The 16,886-nt window shown below is 72.2% G+C and carries 15 protein-coding genes; 8 read left to right on the top strand and 7 right to left on the bottom strand.

Annotated features, from left to right (window positions below; genetic code table 11):
• Positions 1–288: 288 nt before the first annotated feature.
• From ACZ7L0_RS04970 to ACZ7L0_RS04960, 3 genes are all read right to left on the bottom strand, one after another.
• Positions 289–1,395, bottom strand: coding sequence for a HAMP domain-containing sensor histidine kinase (locus tag ACZ7L0_RS04970; protein WP_471241015.1), 1,107 nt, complete (start codon positions 1,393–1,395; stop codon positions 289–291).
• A complete protein-coding gene (locus ACZ7L0_RS04965; RefSeq protein ID WP_362575401.1) occupies positions 1,392–2,132 on the bottom strand; it encodes a response regulator transcription factor in 741 nt (246 codons plus the stop codon). Before ACZ7L0_RS04965 ends, ACZ7L0_RS04970 begins: the two co-directional genes overlap by 4 nt.
• A 123-nt stretch (positions 2,133–2,255) precedes the next feature.
• Positions 2,256–2,933 (bottom strand): spermidine synthase family protein, encoded by a 678-nt coding sequence (locus tag ACZ7L0_RS04960; RefSeq protein WP_471241014.1) that lies wholly within the window; start codon positions 2,931–2,933, stop codon positions 2,256–2,258.
• 214 nt (positions 2,934–3,147) lie between these two features.
• Here ACZ7L0_RS04960 and ACZ7L0_RS04955 point away from each other — a divergent pair, with 214 nt between their 5' ends.
• Complete coding sequence (locus tag ACZ7L0_RS04955; protein ID WP_471241586.1) at positions 3,148–3,867, top strand: rhomboid-like protein; 720 nt, start codon at positions 3,148–3,150, stop codon at positions 3,865–3,867.
• A gap of 85 nt (positions 3,868–3,952) precedes the next feature.
• Here ACZ7L0_RS04955 and ACZ7L0_RS04950 read toward each other — a convergent pair whose 3' ends face one another.
• Complete coding sequence (locus tag ACZ7L0_RS04950) at positions 3,953–4,747, bottom strand: GNAT family N-acetyltransferase (RefSeq protein WP_471241013.1); 795 nt, start codon at positions 4,745–4,747, stop codon at positions 3,953–3,955.
• A gap of 187 nt (positions 4,748–4,934) precedes the next feature.
• Between ACZ7L0_RS04950 and lon the strand changes: the two genes are divergently transcribed.
• Positions 4,935–7,358, top strand: coding sequence for an endopeptidase La (gene lon / locus ACZ7L0_RS04945; RefSeq protein ID WP_471241012.1), 2,424 nt, complete (start codon positions 4,935–4,937; stop codon positions 7,356–7,358).
• A gap of 70 nt (positions 7,359–7,428) precedes the next feature.
• Here lon and ACZ7L0_RS04940 read toward each other — a convergent pair whose 3' ends face one another.
• A complete protein-coding gene (locus ACZ7L0_RS04940; protein ID WP_471241011.1) occupies positions 7,429–8,253 on the bottom strand; it encodes a lysozyme in 825 nt (274 codons plus the stop codon).
• A 237-nt stretch (positions 8,254–8,490) separates the two neighbouring features.
• On the opposite strand from ACZ7L0_RS04940, the gene ACZ7L0_RS04935 reads away from it, so the two are divergent.
• Positions 8,491–8,982 (top strand): MarR family winged helix-turn-helix transcriptional regulator, encoded by a 492-nt coding sequence (locus tag ACZ7L0_RS04935; protein ID WP_471241010.1) that lies wholly within the window; start codon positions 8,491–8,493, stop codon positions 8,980–8,982.
• 18 nt (positions 8,983–9,000) lie between these two features.
• Here the strand turns inward: ACZ7L0_RS04935 and ACZ7L0_RS04930 are convergent, their stop codons facing one another.
• Complete coding sequence (locus ACZ7L0_RS04930) at positions 9,001–9,789, bottom strand: hypothetical protein (RefSeq protein ID WP_471241009.1); 789 nt, start codon at positions 9,787–9,789, stop codon at positions 9,001–9,003.
• A gap of 384 nt (positions 9,790–10,173) precedes the next feature.
• On the opposite strand from ACZ7L0_RS04930, the gene ACZ7L0_RS04925 reads away from it, so the two are divergent.
• Genes ACZ7L0_RS04925 through ACZ7L0_RS04905 form a run of 5 tightly spaced genes read left to right on the top strand, consistent with a single transcriptional unit; the run spans position 10,174 to position 15,756 of the window.
• Positions 10,174–12,924, top strand: coding sequence for a sensor histidine kinase (locus ACZ7L0_RS04925; protein WP_471241008.1), 2,751 nt, complete (start codon positions 10,174–10,176; stop codon positions 12,922–12,924).
• Positions 12,921–13,415 carry a roadblock/LC7 domain-containing protein gene (locus ACZ7L0_RS04920; RefSeq protein ID WP_471241007.1) on the top strand — a complete coding sequence of 165 codons (495 nt, stop codon included), beginning with the start codon at positions 12,921–12,923 and terminating at the stop codon, positions 13,413–13,415. Before ACZ7L0_RS04925 ends, ACZ7L0_RS04920 begins: the two co-directional genes overlap by 4 nt.
• Complete coding sequence (locus ACZ7L0_RS04915; protein ID WP_471241006.1) at positions 13,412–13,831, top strand: DUF742 domain-containing protein; 420 nt, start codon at positions 13,412–13,414, stop codon at positions 13,829–13,831. The genes ACZ7L0_RS04920 and ACZ7L0_RS04915 overlap by 4 nt, the downstream gene beginning before the upstream one ends.
• Positions 13,812–14,456: a GTP-binding protein gene (locus ACZ7L0_RS04910; RefSeq protein ID WP_471241005.1), complete on the top strand. Its 645-nt coding sequence runs from the start codon at positions 13,812–13,814 to the stop codon at positions 14,454–14,456. Before ACZ7L0_RS04915 ends, ACZ7L0_RS04910 begins: the two co-directional genes overlap by 20 nt.
• Before the next feature lie 46 nt (positions 14,457–14,502).
• On the top strand, positions 14,503–15,756 hold the full coding sequence (locus ACZ7L0_RS04905) for a styrene monooxygenase/indole monooxygenase family protein (protein WP_471241004.1): 1,254 nt from the start codon (positions 14,503–14,505) through the stop codon (positions 15,754–15,756).
• Positions 15,757–15,764: 8 nt separating this feature from the next.
• Here the strand turns inward: ACZ7L0_RS04905 and ACZ7L0_RS04900 are convergent, their stop codons facing one another.
• Positions 15,765–16,880, bottom strand: coding sequence for a C40 family peptidase (locus tag ACZ7L0_RS04900; protein WP_471241003.1), 1,116 nt, complete (start codon positions 16,878–16,880; stop codon positions 15,765–15,767).
• Between the last annotated feature and the right edge of the window lie 6 nt (positions 16,881–16,886).

The following is a 16,886-nucleotide window of genomic DNA, read 5'->3' as shown; positions in this document are numbered from 1 at the left end:
CCTGTGGAAGGGATACCTCGGCCGGGACCCGGGCGCGACGCGGCGCGGGCCTCCCCCTGATCACACGTGTCCGTCAGCCGGGACACTCGTGGATCTTGTGGCTCCGGTTCGAACTTTACGTCAACTTGGCACAGAAGGCTCTCCCGGAAGGGTGACGAGCTTCCGGCAACTCCGCTCGGATTCAGCCACACCGATCCGGCCGGGGTGGAGATCGCCGGGCCAACGGGGGCGGGGGTGCCGATGAGGTCGGCCGTGGCGGGGCGGACGGCTCCGGGGCCGCGGGCGCGGTCAGTTCGGTACGGAGGGTTCTCCGGGGAGGGTGACGAGGATCCGGCAGCCTCGTGCGGACTCGGCGACGCCGATCCGGCCGCCGTGCAGGTCCACCGCCCAGCGGGCGATCGCCAGGCCCAGTCCCGTGCCGCCGTCGCTGCCGGGGCCGTGGGGGCGGCGTACCGCGCCTCGGTTGAAGCGCTCGAAGACCCGGCGCCACTCCGATCGGGGGATGCCGGGACCCTCGTCCAGGACCTCCAGCTCCAGCGACTCCGGCTGCGGTCCGCGCCGGGCCTTCACGGTCACCCGGCCGTGCGGGGGGCTGTGCTTGACCGCGTTGTCGATGAGATTCGCCACGACCTGGTGGATCCGCTCCGGGTCCGCGTGGGCGGTCAGCTCCGGCGGGGAGACGTCGAGGTGCAGATGGACGTCCGTACGGGTGTGGCTGCCGGAGCCGGAGGCGATGCCCGCGCGCGCGGAGGCGACCATGTTGGCCTCCTTCAGCACGCCCGAGAGGTACGGCCACACCTCGAAGCGCCGCATGCGCAGCGGTACGACGCCGTTGTCCAGCCGGGACAGGTCGAGGAGCGTCTCCACGAGACGTCCCAGACGCTCCGTCTGCTTCAGGGCCGTCCGCATGGTCTCGGGGTCGGCCTCGGCGATGCCGTCGACGACGTTCTCCAGCACCGCCCGCAGCCCCGCGATGGGTGTGCGCAGCTCGTGGGAGACGTTCGCCACCAGCTCCTTGCGCTGGAGGTCCTGCGCCTCCAGCTCGTCGGCCATGACGTTGATCGTCTCGGCCAGGTCGCCCAGCTCGTCCCGGCGGCTCTCGCTCACCCGGCGCGTGTAGTCGCCGTGCGAGATGGCCCGGGCCACCGTGTTCATCTCGTCCAGCGGCGCGGTGAGCGAATGCGCCACGAACTGCGTAATCAGCAGTGTGGCGATCATCGAGAACACCGTGATGAAGCGGAGCTCCGTCTTGGTGTGCACCGCGATCATCGACAGCCCGGTCGTGATCAGCACCGAGATGACGACCAGCGCGCCCAGCTTGGTCTTGATAGAGAACGGGCGAACGCCGCCCCAGGGATCCCCGGGGCCCCTCCGTGCGGCCGGCCCGTCGCTCATGGCGTCGGGGTCTCCAGGGCGTAGCCCACACCGTGCACGGTGCGGATCCGCTCGGCGCCGATCTTCCGGCGCAGCGCCTTGATGTGGCTGTCGACGGTCCGGGTGCCGGAGGCGTCCGCCCAGTCCCAGACCTCGGCCAGCAGCTGCTCCCGGGAGAGCACCGCGCGCGGGGTGTTCGCCAGGCACACCAGCAGGTCGAACTCGGTGGGCGTGAGGTGGACGTCCTCGGAGCGGACCCGCACGCGCCGCTGCGCGTGGTCGATCTCCAGCTCGCCCAGGCGCAGGATGCCCGAGCGCGGGGTGGACGCGGCGACCGCGGCCCGCTCCACCCGGCGCAGCAGCACGTGCACCCGCGCGGCCAGCTCGCGCATCGAGAACGGCTTGGTCATGTAGTCGTCGGCGCCGACCCCGAGCCCGACCAGCATGTCGGTCTCGTCGTCGCGCGCGGTGAGCATCAGTACCGGCACCGGCCGCTGGGCCTGCACGCGGCGGCAGACCTCCAGGCCGTCGAAGCCGGGCAGCATGATGTCGAGGATCAGCAGATCGGGCTGCCAGGCCTCGGCGGTGTCGACGGCGGCCGGACCGTCTCCGGCGGTTTGCACGAGGAATCCCTCCGCGCGCAGCCGGGCCGCGATGGCGTCGACGATCGTCGGGTCGTCCTCGACCACCAGGACCCGGCGCTGCGCGCCTGGGGTGGCCGCCGCCGCGCCGTTGTGGGAGGTGTGTGTCTGCTCCATCGCCCGCCCCTGAGTGTGCTTTCCGGAACCAGTGGGGTGATTCCTCGGTCTGCGCATGGTTGCGATTGACGCTTGAATGATCTGCGTCAGGGAAGCACATTACGGGGAGTCGCGTCGCCCTCGCTATCCAGGGCGTACGGCGAGGTGCACGGCGTCCGGAACGCCCCGGGCAACGGGGATCTCTTCGGTACGCACCTGATGGAACCCGGCATTCCGCAAGCTACCTTCAAATTCCGGAGAGGGTTTCGCCGACCACACGGCGAGTACCCCGCCGGGTCTCAACAGCCTTGCGCAGCCTGCCAGTCCGGACGCCGAGTAGAGGCCGTCGTTGCCCTCGGTGACGGTCCAGCCGGGGCCGTTGTCGATGTCCAGACACAGGGCGTCGTACGTGGCGCATGTCTCATTGGCGTATCTGATCAGGTCGGCTTCCACGATCCGGGTACGAGGGTCGGCGAGCGCCGCGGCGGAGAGCTCGGACAGGGGACCGTCGAGGTGCCAGTCGACGACGGCGCGCTCGCGCTCCACGACCGTGATCCGGCCCCAGCGCGGATCGGCCGCGGCGTGAGCGAGCGAGAAGCCGACGCCCAGGCCGCCGATCAGTACGTCCGGCTCCGGCCGGCCGTCCAGGGCGCCGTACGCGGCGTCGACGAGCAGCCGCTCCGAGCGGCCGTCGGAGGTGTCCATCAGGAAGCAGCCGTTGGCGATGATCTGCAGTAGCCCGCCGTGGCGGCGCAGCACCACCTCGCCGTACGGGCCCTCGCGGCGATCCAGGACCACGGGCGTGTCGTGGGTGGCGGTCATGGGGCCATCCTGCCCCAACGGGGCTTCACCGCCACGGGAATTAACGCCCGTCGCGCCCGGGCGGACGCGAAAGAAGTCTCAGAGGTTGCTGTGAATCCGCACTCGCGTGGCGTCGGTCATAGACAGCGACGCACGGGGCACGAAGGGTGGGGCGGGACGGAAGGAGCGCCGCACCGTGGAACCCACCGCCGAGGTCGCCGACCTGCTGGACGGAATGCCGCGCCAGCGCGGCTCCGCGGCGCCCGCCCGACCGGCCACCGCGCCGGACCCCGTGGCCGCCCACCCGGCCCCGCCCCGCGCCCGCCGCGCCACTGCCCTCCGCCCCTGGCGGCTGCTACCCACCCCCACCGGCACGCCGTTCACCTTCGGCTACGCGGCCGTGCTCGTCGTCACCTCCCTGATCACCAGGTACGCCGACCCGTCGCTCGTGCACGCCCTGCACCAGGGCTCCAGCACGGACGTCGCCCACCTGGTGCGCACGCCCGTGCTGGTGCTGGTGGCCAGCGCACTGTGGATCGCGGGCGGGATCCTGTCGCCGTACGCGCTCGGCTTCCTGCTCGTGCTGACCGCGCTGGAGCGGCGGGCGGGTGGCGCGCGCACGGCCGGGATCTTCCTGCTCGGCCATGTGCTGGCCACCCTCGGGACCGAGGTGCCCGTCGGGCTCGCCGTCCTCGCCGGGCACCTGCCGGACACCTCGCTGCACCGCCTGGACTACGGCATCAGTTTCGGCGTGGCGGCCGGCGTCGGCGCCCTGGCCGGTCTGCTCACCCCGTGGCTGCGCTGGCCGCTCCTCGTCCTGGTCGGCGGCGTACTGGTCAGCGACCTGGTCGCCTTCACCGACCCGATGACCAACTGGGGCCACCTGATCTCCCTGGCCATAGGCGTGGCGGGCTGGCCCCTGGTCCGGCGCCCGCAGCGGGCCCGCACCGCCTGACCCGGGCCGCCTGCCTCTAGGGCACGCGCAAGTGGGTGTACTTCCGCTCCGGGACGTTGACCTCGCGCGCGTGGACCGATGCGGGCTACTCCCGCCCCGGCGACCACACGTACGGCGTGGTCGTCGTCACCGCCCTGAAGCCCAGCCGCCGCAGGACGGGCGCGCTGTCGGCGGAGGCGTCCACGTACAGGTACCGGACACCGCGGTCGGCGGCGAGGGCGGCGCGGATGGCCACCAGGGCGCGGTAGAGGCCCTTGCCGCGCCACTCGGCGAGCGTCGAACCGCCCAGCAGAGCGGCGAACTCGGTGCCCGGGCGGAAGGACAGCCAGGACGCGCAGACGACCTCGCCGGCCGCCTCGGCGACATGCACGGAGAGATCGTCCGGGGCGGTGGCGAGCAGCCCGGACAGGTGCCCGGCGAGCCAGCTCATGTCCTGACCCCAGACGACCGTCTGCATGTCGGCGATCCGCCGCATGTCGGCCTCGGCGGTGACCCGGCGCAGCGTGACACCTTCCGGCGGTACGGGCCGCCGTACGGCCAGTTCCGCCACGGGAGCGACCAGGACCGTCTCCTGCTCCTCCGGTACGAAGCCCGCCGCGCGCAGCCGATCGGTCAGGTCGGCCGGGGCGTCGTGGCCGCGGACCTTCCACTCCACGGCCTCCCCGCGCGCCGCGAAGAAGTCCCGCTGCCGCGCGATCAGCTCGTCCAGCTCCCGCCCCCGCAGACCCAGGTCGGGCGGCGTGCCGAGGAAGCCGCGGAACCCGCCTACGACCCGCAGCAGCCTGCCGTCGTACTCGTGCGTGACGCCCGGCGGCGGCGCGGGCGGCGTGGCGCGTATCTGGGCGTCGTAGGCGGCGAGCAGCGTCGCGGTGTCGGTCACGCGGGGACGGTACGGGGAATGCCGGGGCGGGCCGCAACTGCTTTTGAGAGGGATCGCGCGGTGCCCCCCGTGATCGCGTCAACGGTTCCGTTGATGATCGCTGAGAGCGAACACCCCTTGGGGAATCAATCGGAGGCTCATGAGCATTGAGTCGGCATAGCTCAATTTGACTGCCGAAGGGGAGATCATGACTGCTGAGTCCACGGCGTCCACACCACTCGCCCTGCCTGTGCTGCCGCTCGACGACGAGGTAGTGCTGCCCGGGATGGTGGTCCCGCTGGACCTGAGCGACTCCGAGGTGCGGGCCGCGGTGGAGGCCGCGCAGGCCGCCGCCCGGACGGAGCCGGGGAAGCCCAAGGTGCTGCTGGTGCCGCGCATCGAGGGGACGTACGCCAAGACGGGCGTGCTGGGCACGGTCGAGCAGGTCGGCCGGCTCGCCGACGGAGACCCGGGAGCCCTGATCCGCGGGCGCGGCCGGGTGCGGATCGGCGCGGGGACCACCGGGCCGGGCGCGGCGCTGTGGGTCGAGGGCACGCGCATCGACGAGAGCGTGCCCGAGCCGCTGCCGGGCCAGGTCGCCGAACTCGTCAAGGAGTACAAGGCGCTCGCCACCAGCTGGCTGAAGAAGCGCGGCGCCTGGCAGGTCGTGGACCGCGTCCAGGCCATCGACGAGGTCTCCGCCCTCGCCGACAACTCCGGCTACTCGCCCTTCCTGACCACCGACCAGAAGGTCGAACTGCTGGAGACGGCCGACCCGGTCGCCCGTCTGAAGCTCGCCACCCAGCAGCTGCGCGACCACCTCGCCGAACAGGACGTGGCCGAGACCATCGCCAAGGACGTCCAGGAGGGTGTCGACAAGCAGCAGCGGGAGTTCCTGCTGCGCCGTCAGCTGGAGGCCGTCCGCAAGGAACTGCGCGAGCTGAACGGTGAGAAGGACGGCGAGGAGTCCGACGACTACCGCGCCCGCGTCGAGGCCGCCGACCTGCCCGAGAAGGTCCGCGAGGCGGCCTTGAAGGAGGTCGACAAGCTGGAGCGGGCGAGCGACCAGTCGCCCGAGGGTTCCTGGATCCGCACCTGGCTCGACACGGTCCTCGAACTGCCGTGGAACGAGCGCACCGAGGACGCGTACGACATCCAGGGCGCCAAGGCGATCCTGGACGCCGAACACGCGGGCCTGGAGGACGTCAAGGAGCGGATCACCGAGTACCTGGCGGTGCGCAAGCGGCGCGGCGACCGCGGCCTGGGTGTGATCGGCGGCCGGCGCGGCGGTGCCGTCCTGGCCCTGGTGGGCCCGCCCGGCGTCGGCAAGACCTCGCTCGGCGAGTCCGTCGCGCACGCCATGGGCCGCAAGTTCGTCCGCGTCGCCCTCGGCGGCGTCCGCGACGAGGCCGAGATCCGCGGCCACCGGCGTACGTACGTCGGCGCGCTGCCCGGCCGGATCGTCCGAGCGATCAAGGAGGCCGGTTCGATGAACCCGGTCGTCCTGCTGGACGAGATCGACAAGGTCGGCTCCGACTTCCGCGGCGACCCGGCGGCGGCCCTCCTGGAGGTCCTCGACCCGGCCCAGAACCACACCTTCCGGGACCACTACCTGGAGGTGGAGCTGGACCTGTCGGACGTGGTCTTCCTGGCCACGGCCAACGTCCTGGAGGCCATCCCGGAGGCCCTGCTCGACCGCATGGAGCTGGTCCGCCTGGACGGCTACACCGAGGACGAGAAGGTCGTCATCGCCCGCGACCACCTGCTCCCGCGCCAGCTGGACCGGGCGGGTCTGGACAAGGACGAGGTCACCCTCGACGAGAGCGCGCTGCGCAAGCTCGCCGGCGAGTACACGCGTGAGGCGGGCGTGCGCAACCTGGAGCGGTCGATCGCCCGGCTGCTGCGCAAGGTCGCGGCCCAGCACGAACTGGGCGAGCGGGAGCTGCCGTTCACCGTCCGCGACGGCGACCTGCGCGGCCTGATCGGCCGGCCGCACCATGTGCCCGAGTCCGCCCAGGACCCGGCCGAGCGCCGCACCGCCGTCCCCGGTGTCGCCACCGGTCTGGCGGTCACCGGCGCGGGCGGCGACGTCCTGTTCGTCGAGGCGTCCCTCGCGGACCCCGAGACGGGCGCGGCGGGCCTGACCCTCACCGGTCAGCTGGGCGACGTGATGAAGGAGTCCGCGCAGATCGCCCTGAGCTTCCTCCGCTCCCACGGCGCCGAGCTGGAGCTGCCCGTCGCCGACCTGAAGGACCGGGGCGTGCACATCCACTTCCCGGCGGGCGCGGTCCCGAAGGACGGCCCGAGCGCCGGCATCACGATGACGACGGCCCTGGCCTCGCTCCTGTCCGGCCGACTGGTCCGCACGGACGTGGCGATGACCGGCGAGGTCTCCCTGACCGGTCGCGTGCTGCCCATCGGCGGCGTGAAGCAGAAGCTCCTCGCCGCGCACCGCGCCGGGGTGACCACCGTCATCATCCCCAAGCGCAACGAGCCCGACCTGGACGACGTCCCGGCCGAGGTGCTGGACAGGCTCGACGTCCACGCCGTGACCGATGTGCGCCAGGTCCTGGAGCTGGCGCTCGCGCCCGCCACGAGCGACGCGACGCCGGAGGTTCCGGTGGCGGCGTGACGGACGCTGCCGGAGAGGCGAGGCCCGGGTCCCGTGAGGGAGGCCCGGGCCTTCGCCGTAGGCCCGTACGTCAGCCGTTCGCGAGGGCGACCACCCGGTCCAGGGCCCCGTTGAACCTGTCGTGGTCCCCGACCGTCGGCCCGGACGAGGTGTACTGCCACATCGTGTAGTACGACCACCCCGCCGGCAGCGTCCCCGCGTCCGACGCGTACCGCGCGATCCACAGCGGGCTGCCGGCCGCGAAGCCGCCGTAGTCGCCGGTGCACTGGGTCCACCAGCTGGTGGCCGTGTAGATCACGGCGTCCCGTCCCGTGCGCGCCTTGTAGGTGTTCAGGAAGTCGGCGATCCAGCTGACCATCGCGCTGGCGGACTTGCCGTAGCAGGCGGCTCCGTAGGGGTTCCACTCGATGTCGAGGGTGCCGGGGAGGGTCTTGCCGTCCTTGGACCAGCCGCCGCCGTGGTCGACGAAGTAGTCGGCCTGGGTGGCGCCGCCGGCGGTGTCCGGGGTCGCGAAGTGGTACGCGCCGCGGATCATGCCGATGTTGTAGGAGCCGTTGTACTGCTGGGCGAAGTACGGGTTCGTGTAGTACGTGCCTTCCGTCGCCTTGGTGTACGCCCACTTGACCCCGCTGCTCCACAGGGTCGACCAGGCGACGTTGCCCTGGTAGCCGGAGACGTCGACGCCCTCGGTCCGGGTGACGGCGCCGGCGCTGGGGGCGCCGCCCCGGCCGTCGTGGGCCAGGACGCCCATGCCCATGTGGGCGGAGCCGCGGGTGGGAGTGCCGGCGGCGTGCGCGGTGGAGAGGGGGAGGGTGAGGGAGACGGCCGCGAGCAGGGCCGCCGCGAGGGCGGTCAGGGCCCGCGGGCAGGGGGAACCGGGTCTGTGCACGCGCATGACGTGCCTCCGAGGTCAGGTGGGGGGAGGTGGGGAGGTGGTGGGGATCCACGGGTGTCCACTGGCGTGGGCATGCCATTCCGGGGCCTGATTAGGAAGCTACGCACGTAGATGACGGCGTGGAAGGGGGTCCGGATGCCGCCGTTGGTCTACGCCTGCGAAATACTTACGTAGCTGCGGCGATGACGATTTTTGGCAGAAACTTTCAGGACCGGGAAACCGAGCAGGGGTGCTGACGTGCACGAGGACGCGAACGGCGACGGGCATCCCGTCGCCGCCGAGGTGACGCCGACCGGTGCGGACCAGGAGTTCCTGGACCTGGAACGCGAGTTGACGGTGCTGCTGCGGCGCGCCCGCGCCAGCCAGGGCGAGATGGCCCGCGAGGTCCACCCGGACCTGGAGTCCGCCGCGTACGGCCTCCTCGTCCGCCTCGACGAGCACGGCCGCCTGCGCGCCACGGAACTCGCCGCCTACATCGGCGTGGGCAAGGCCACCATGTCCCGCCAGCTGCGCGCCCTGGAGGAGCTCGGCCTCGTCACCCGCGAACCGGACCCGGCGGACGGCCGGGCCTGGCTGGTGACCCTGACCGAGGAGGGCCGCGGCCGGGTCGGCAAGGTCCGCGAGGCCCGCCGGGCGAGGTACGTCAGCCAGCTCGCCCACTGGGACCGGCGGGAGGTCGCGGAGCTGGCGCGGCTGCTGCACCAGCTGAACCGGGGCATGGAGAAGTAGCCGAACCGCCAGGGCCCCTCACGGCTCCACGTACGCCACCGTCGCGTCGTCGTGCGTCTTGCTCCGCCCGAGGAACGCCCGCTCCTCCCGGTCCGCCGCCTCCAGCTCCCGTACCCGGTCGACCAGTGACCGGGCGCCCTCCTTGCGGACCACGTCGAACAGGGCCGTCCAGTCGCCCTCGCGGAACTTCTCCGTCCAGCGGGTCGCGCCGTCCGTCAGCGCGGCGAGGGCGCGGACCCCGTGGCGGGGGAGGGTGCCGGTGACCGCGCGGACGGCGACGCCGGGGTCGGCGGCGGCGGTGAAGAAGCCGCCCTCCTTGTTGCGGGCCCGCGCGTCGCAGATCGCGTCACCGGCCAGCCAGGCGCGGGGGAGCCGGGCCAGGCGGTCGTCCAGGACGGGGGTGATGGTGCCGTCGGGGGACTGGAGGAGCAGGGCGGAGTCGGAGAGCACCAGGTGGTCGACCGTCTCCGGGGTCCAGCGGGCCAGGACGACCGTCGCCTGGGGGGTGCGCGGGTGAGAAAGGTCACAGGTGGCCCCGTGTGCGTCGGCCGTTCGACGGATCGCCCGGGAGAGGATCTCCGGCAGCGTCATATCCGGCCGCGAAACGGTCAGTTCCGTCAGGGCGCCACCCAGGCGCGCGGTGAACCACGGGACGGAATGCAGACAGCCCGTCCCGTCCCTCGGCGGGGTCACACCGTCCAGGACGACCACGGCACCGCCCTGCCCCGATGCCGGTAGCGCGACGGCGGCGAAGTCCTCGTTGGGGCGGGTGGCGTCACCGGGTTCCGAAACGAGTTCAGTACGCATTCGGCCAGTCTGCACGACCTCTTCACAAGGACCGCCAAAGGCTGGCAACGATCGCGGAATTCCCGCCACCCCGCAGGTCAGGCGCCTGTTTTGGGGTGGAATGGCGCACTCCGGGAAGGCGTGGTGGCGAATCCTGCCAAAGCCTGCCGCCCGCGTCCAACCGGCCCACCGCGCAAGGCCCGCGCACACGCCACAGGAACTTGCCCGCCAACTCCTCGGCAAGGTTCACTCCTTTGGGTGGCGGGTCAGGTGATGCGCGGCCACTGACCACCGGCACTGGGAGGGTCGGGGACGAACCGTCCCGGGTGTACGCACCACTTGGCATCGATGTGACGGAACGCCATCCGGGCCCATGGGTAGACGAGTTCAGGAATGCGAGCACCGGTGCAGATGAAGCGGCCTCGGCGCACAGGCAAGCAGACGGCCTCCGAAGACGGCGCCGAGCACACCCCCGTCGGCACCGGCCGCCCCACCCACGTACGCAACCGGCTGATCGTCGCCGTCGCCGTGGTGGCCGCCGCCATCGCAGGTGCCGGGGCCCCGTCCCTGATCGCCGCCTCGGGGCAGCTGAGCGACTCCCAGGACCTGGTGACCCTCGCCCAGCGCACCCAGGACGCCCTCTCGCTCGCCCACTCGCTGGCCGACGAGCGCGACGAGGTCACCTCCTACGTGGCGGCCGGCCGCGACAAGTCCAAGGCGCCCTCCGAGCAGCGCAGCGAGCGCGTCGACCGGCAGGTCGAGGACCTGCGCGCCGACACCGACACACCCGGCGGGCTGCGCACCGACCTCGACGGCATCGCCGCCGTGCGCCGGGCCGCGCTCACCGGCAAGAGCACGGCCCTGGAAGCGCACCAGGCCTACTCCGCCGCCATCACCGAACTCCACCGGCTCGCCGAGGACCTCGCCGAGCAGATGCCCCCGCGGGCCGGCTCCGGCGCGTACGCGCTCGCCGAGCTGGACTCCGCGGTACAGCAGTCCGCCGCCGCCCGCGGCCTGCTCCTCGCGGCCCTGAACGTGCCGACCAGCGAGCAGACGGTCACCGACCCCACCACCGGCCTGCCCACCACGAGCACCACCACCTCGGCGGCCGACCGCAAGCAGCGCGACGCGCTCACCGCCGCCGCCCAGCAGGCCCGGCTGCGCTCCGACGCGGCCCTCGCCGACTTCCGCGGGACCGCGCCCAAGACGGCCGTCACCTCGTACGACTCCACGGTCACCGGAGCCGAGGTCAACTCCGCCGACAGGTACCTCGCCTCCCTCACCGACCAGCCGACGCTGACCGACCGCGACCTGGCCACCAGCACCAAGAAGCTGGACGCCGCCCTGTCCGCCCGCGTCGACCTGATGCGGGGCGCGGAGTCCGCCCTCTACGACCACCGCACCAAGGACCTCGCCAAGCAGCGCGACGACGACGTCACCGCGCTGGAGATCCGCACCGCCGCCCTCGGCGCCCTGCTGCTCGTCGCCGTGGGTATCGCCACCGCCATGGCACGCACCCTCACCCGCCCGCTGTCCGTGCTGCGCCGGGGCTCCGCGCGCCTGGCCGGGGCCGAGGACCCGACGGGCGAGGAGCCGATCAAGTTCACCGGCCGCAACGACGAGTTCGCCCAGGTCGTCCGCTCCGTCAACGCCCTGCACGCGCACGCCCTCGCCGTCCATGAGCGCGTCACCACCCTGGAGACCGACCGCAAGCACCTGGTCGGCCAGCGCCAGCGGATGGCCGACGCACGCGAGGAGCTGCGCGCCGAACTCGCCGACTCCGCCGCCCAGCTGGAGCGGCTGCGCGCCAGCATCGGCGGCACCTTCGTCAGCCTCGCGCTGCGCACCCTCGGCCTGGTGGAGCGCCAACTGGCCGTCATCGAGGGCCTGGAGGAGCGTGAGCAGGACCCCGAGCAGCTGTCCACGCTGTTCAAGCTCGACCACTTCGCCACGGTCATGCGCCGCCACAGCGAGAACCTCCTGGTCCTCGCCGGCACCGAGCACGTCCAGCAGCACCACGGCCCGGTCCCGCTGGTCGACGTCGTCCGGGCGGCGGTCAGCGAGATCGAGCGCTACGAGCGGGTCCGCATAGCCGCCCTGCCCCCGCACGCGCACATCGCGGGCTTCGCCGCCGACGACCTCTCCCACCTGCTGGCCGAACTCATGGAGAACGCCACCTCGTTCTCCCCGCCAGACCTGCCCGTCGAGGTCTCCGGCTGGCTGCTGGAGAGCGGTGAGGTGATGCTCTCCGTGCAGGACGAGGGCATCGGCATGGCCGTCGAACGCCTGGAGCGCCTCAACTCCCGCCTCGCCGAGTTCGACCCCGAGTCCCCCTACGACCAGGAGGGTGAGGACGGCCTCGGCCTCGGCCTGTACGTCGTGGCCCGCCTCGCCCACCGCCACGGCGCCCGCGTCCAGCTGCGCGAGCAGAAGCAGGGCGGCGTGGCGGCGGTCGTGGTCCTGCCCGCACCCCTTCTGGCGGAGCCCCCGGTGGCGGCCGTCCCCGCCCCCACCACCGTGGCGGGCGGCGCCCACTCCTTCTCCCTGCCGGGCGCCGACGCCGAGGCCAACTCCAACGTCCTGCACGGCCGCTCGGGCGGGGACCCGCTGGTGACCCTGGCGGAGAAGGCGGTACGGGCCACACCGGACGCGGAGCAGCCGGTACACGACTCGTCCCGGCCGGAACCGGAGCCGACCCACGAGAGCCCGGCCGAGACGACGATGGAGCTCCTGCTCCCCGAGGTCGCCCCCGAATCCCAGGCCGCCGACGGCGCCGAGCCCTCCCAGGGGCCACCCGCACCCGACAACGAAGCCAGTACGGGTGGTGGGGAGGGGAACGCCCCGTCCGAAGCCGAAGCCATAGCCGAAGACGAGGCCAAGGCCGAAGACGAGGCCAAGGCCGAACACGACGCCAAAGCCGAAGACGAAGCCGAGGACGAACAGCTCACGGCGAAGGGTCTGCCCAAGCGGACCCCGAAGATCACCGCACCCGCACAGACGCCCCGCCAGCGCAGCGGCTCCGTAGACGCCGAGGCCCTCCGCCGCAGGCTCGGCGGCTTCCGCCAGGGGGCGCAGGCCGGCTACCGCCACGCAGAGGCGGAGATCGCCGCATCCGAAGAAGCCACGGGGGGCACCGTCGAGGAGGCAAGCAGTTGACCGCGCCCAGTACCTTCGGACTGAGCAGTGAGGCCCGCAACCTGCACTGGCTGCTGACCAATCTGGTCGAGGAAGTCCCCGGCATCCAGTCCGTCGCCGTGGTCTCTTCCGACGGCCTCCTGCTCCTCTCCTCCGACCCCAGTCACCGGGAATCCCGCCAGAGCCCCCCGCCCAGGGGCCCGCGAGGCTCCGCCGCCGACCTCGCCACCATCGTCTCCGGCATCGGCAGCCTCACCGTCGGCGCCGCGAAGCTGATGGCGTTCGGCACGGTCAAGCACACGATGGTCGCGATGGACGAGGGCAGCCTGTTCGTGATGTCGATCAGCGACGGCTCGCTGCTCGGCGTGCACGGCTCCGCGGAGTGCGACATGAGCGTGGTGGCCTACCACATGGCGCTCTTCGTCGGCCGCGCCGGTCACGTACTGACCCCCGAACTCCGCAGCGAACTGCGCAAATCCCTGGAGTCCGAGTCGACGGGGAGCGCCCGATGAGCGGCAGCACGCCGAAGAGGCTCCCCGTACGCGGCGGCGACCGCAGGCCCGCCCGCGTCCGCCCCTACTCGCTCACCGGCGGCCGTACCCGCTTCGGCCACGTCCTGCTGGTGGAGACGTTCGTGGCGAGCACGGCGGCCCTCGAAGCCCCCGAGCAGCGCCGGGAACTGACCAGCGCGCCGCTCTCGGCGGTCATGCCGGAGATGCGGGCCATCGTCGAACTGTGCCGCCGTATGCGCACGGTGGCCGAGATCGCCGCGCTGCTGAAGATGCCCCTCGGGGTGGTCCGGGTGCTCCTGAGCGACCTCGCGGACCAGGGAAAGATCCGTGTGTACGGAACCGGGACCGGTCACGGCACCGGCCGCCCGGACCGCGCTCTGCTGGAAAGGGTGCTGAGTGGACTCCGTCGTCTCTGACGCCGTCGCCTCCGTCGGGGGCACCCCCTTCGTCGAGTCCGACGAGGATCTGAAGTCCTGGCAGACGGACCGTACCCGCGCCCCCATCGCGACGAAGATCGTCGTGGCGGGCGGCTTCGGCGTCGGCAAGACCACGCTGGTCACCTCCGTCTCGGAGATCACGCCCCTGCAGACCGAGGCGCTGATGACCGAGGCGAGCGAGGAGACCGACGACCTCGCCGCCACCCCGGGCAAGCAGACCACCACCGTGGCCATGGACTTCGGCCGTCTCACACTCGACGACGACCTGGTGCTCTACCTGTTCGGCACGCCGGGCCAGCAGCGTTTCTGGTTCATGTGGGACGACCTGGTGCGCGGCGCGATCGGCGCGGTCGTGCTGGCCGACACCCGCCGCCTCAAGGACTGCTTCCCTGCGCTGGACTACTTCGAGAGCTGCGGGCTGCCGTACGTCGTCGCGGTCAACCACTTCGACGGCAGCGAGCTGTTCGAGCCGGAGGACGTGCGGGAGGCGTTGACGGTACCCGCACGCATACCCGTCATGATCATGGACGCCCGCCGCCGGATCTCGGTGATCGAGACCCTCCTTGCCCTCGTCGGGCACGCGCTCGACGAGACCCCCGAGTAAACCCGGGGAATCCCCCGAGCAGTCGCCATTTAGGAGCACCACCCGCATGCGGAAGATACTCGTCGTGGGAGCCGGCCAGTCCGGCCTCCAGCTCGCCCTCGGCCTCCAGTCGCACGGGTACGAGGTCACCCTGATGTCCAACCGGACCGCGGACGAGATCCGCTCCGGCCGGGTCATGTCCACGCAGTGCATGTTCGACACGGCACTGGGGCACGAGCGCGATCTCCAGCTGAACTTCTGGGAGTCCCAGGCCCCGAAGATCGAAGGACTCGGCGTCTCGGTCGCGGCCCCCGGCTCGCACGACCCGGGCCCGACCCAGCGCGTGATCGACTGGGTGGGCCGGCTCGACGGGTACGCCCAGTCGGTGGACCAGCGGGTGAAGATGGCCGGCTGGATGGAGACGTTCGCGCAGCGCGGCGGCCAGCTCGTCATCCACGGCGCGGCGGTCTCCGACCTCGACTACTTCTCCCGTACCTACGACCTGGTGCTGGTCTCGGCGGGCAAGGGCGAGCTGGTGTCCATGTTCGCCCGCGACCCCGAGCGGTCCCCCTACACCGAGCCGCAGCGCGCCCTCGCGGTCGCCTACGTCCACGGCCTGGGCCCGCGCCCGGAGCACCCGGACTTCCACGCCGTGCGCTGCAACCTGGTCCCGGGCGTCGGCGAGCTGTTCATCATGCCGACCCTGACCACCTCCGGGCCCGCCGACATCCTGTTCTGGGAGGGCATACCCGGCGGCCCGCTGGACGTCTTCCACGGCGTCAAGGACCCGGCGGAGCACCTCTCCCTGACCCTGGAACTCATGGAGCGGTTCACGCCCTGGGAGTACGCGCGGGCCACCAAGGTCGAGCTGACCGACGCCGGCGGCACGCTCTCCGGCCGCTACGCCCCGACCGTCCGCAACCCCATCGGCCGGCTCCCCGGCGGCGGCCTGGTGCTCGGCGTGGCCGACGTGGTCGTGGCCAACGACCCGATCACCGGCCAGGGCTCCAACTCGGCGGCCAAGTGCGCGGCCTCGTACCTCGCCTCCATCCTGGAGCAGGGCGACAAGCCCTTCGACGAGGAGTGGATGCGGGGGACGTTCGACCGGTACTGGGAGACGGCGCGGCACGTCACCAAGTGGACGAACGCGATGCTGGCTCCGCCGCCGGAGCACATCCTCAACCTGATCGGGGCGGCTGGTCAGATGCAGCCGGTGGCCGACCGGTTCGCGAACGGGTTCAACGATCCGGCCGATTTCGAGAACTTCTTCTACGAGCCGGCGAAGACCGAGGCGTACCTGGGGTCGGTGGCGGGGGCCTAGTCGCGGCTTCAGGTCGTCCGTGGCTGGTCGCTCGGTTCCCGGAGCCCCTGGGGGGTCACCTCCGGCGGGGTGTAGTGCTGGAGGGGTTTTCCCTCCGGGTCCGGGCGTACGGCGCCCAGTACCGGCTTGGCCCCGATCGGTGAGACCTTGATCTGGTCGCCGGGGCGCGGTGCCTCCACGACCATGCCGTCGCCGAGGTAGAGGGCGACGTGGGTGGCGTCGGGGAAGTAGGTGACGAGGTCCCCGGGGCGCAGCTCGGCGAGCGGGATGTGCTGGAGCTCGGCCCACTGTTCCTGGCTGGTGCGGGGGATCGGGGCTCCGGCGTGCCCCCAGGCTTGCGAGGTGAGCCCCGAGCAGTCGTACGCCTCCGGGCCCTGCGCACCCCACTCGTAGGGCTTCCCGAGCTGCCGCACGGCATAGCGCACCGCCCGGTCGCCCTCGGGGGAGGGGGCGCGTTCGCCGCTGAGCGCGCCGGAGGCCATGAACTTCTTCTGCGCGTCGGCGATCCCGTCGCGCTCGAACTCGGCCAGCGCGGCGAGCTGTTCGGCGCTGAGCGAGGCGAGCAGCTTCTCCACCTCGGCGAGCCGGGAGCGCACGTCGTCGCGTGCCTTCTTCTGCCGCTCGGCGAGGGTGAGCTGCTGGTCGAGCGCCTTGCGTGCCTGGCGGGCCAGCCGGTCGCTGCGCTGCCGGCTGTTCGTCAGCCGCCCCACGGTCCTCGCCCGCTCACGCGCCAACTGCCCGATCACATGGCCCTCGTCGAGCGCGTGCTGCGGATCGCGGGCGAGCAGCAGGCGTACGTACGGGGAGATGTTGGTGCTGCCCTGGTACTGCTGCCGGGCCAGCCGGCCGGCGGCGCCCCGGCCGGCCTGCAGGGAGAGGCGGGCGCGGGCCAGCTCCCGGTTCAGCCGGTCGACCTCGGCGCGCTGGGCCCGCAGCTTCTCCTCGGTGGCGTCGTAGGTCTCGGTGGCCTGCTCGGCCTGCCGGTACAGCCGCTGGAGGTCGGTCAGCAGCTGGGCCAGGGAGGGCTGGGGGTCCGGTGCCGCGGCCGCGGCGGGGGCGGGTGCGAGGGCGGCATGGGCCGCCATGGCGGCCGTACAGGCGAGGCCGAGAAGTCTTCCTGACACGTCATC

Source organism: Streptomyces sp. NPDC039424, assembly GCF_055639495.1.
This window is presented reverse-complemented; position numbering and strand designations above follow the sequence as displayed.

Excerpts from the sequence above, each read along its gene's own strand:
- ACZ7L0_RS04970 (WP_471241015.1), bottom strand. The coding sequence starts at position 1,395 with ATGAGCGACGGGCCGGCCGCACGGAGGGGCCCCGGGGATCCCTGGGGC.
- ACZ7L0_RS04965 (WP_362575401.1), bottom strand. The coding sequence starts at position 2,132 with ATGGAGCAGACACACACCTCCCACAACGGCGCGGCGGCGGCCACCCCA.
- ACZ7L0_RS04960 (WP_471241014.1), bottom strand. The coding sequence starts at position 2,933 with ATGACCGCCACCCACGACACGCCCGTGGTCCTGGATCGCCGCGAGGGC.
- ACZ7L0_RS04955 (WP_471241586.1), top strand. The coding sequence starts at position 3,148 with ATGCCGCGCCAGCGCGGCTCCGCGGCGCCCGCCCGACCGGCCACCGCG.
- lon (WP_471241012.1), top strand. The coding sequence starts at position 4,935 with ATGACTGCTGAGTCCACGGCGTCCACACCACTCGCCCTGCCTGTGCTG.
- ACZ7L0_RS04940 (WP_471241011.1), bottom strand. The coding sequence starts at position 8,253 with ATGCGCGTGCACAGACCCGGTTCCCCCTGCCCGCGGGCCCTGACCGCC.
- ACZ7L0_RS04930 (WP_471241009.1), bottom strand. The coding sequence starts at position 9,789 with ATGCGTACTGAACTCGTTTCGGAACCCGGTGACGCCACCCGCCCCAAC.
- ACZ7L0_RS04915 (WP_471241006.1), top strand. The coding sequence starts at position 13,412 with ATGAGCGGCAGCACGCCGAAGAGGCTCCCCGTACGCGGCGGCGACCGC.
- ACZ7L0_RS04905 (WP_471241004.1), top strand. The coding sequence starts at position 14,503 with ATGCGGAAGATACTCGTCGTGGGAGCCGGCCAGTCCGGCCTCCAGCTC.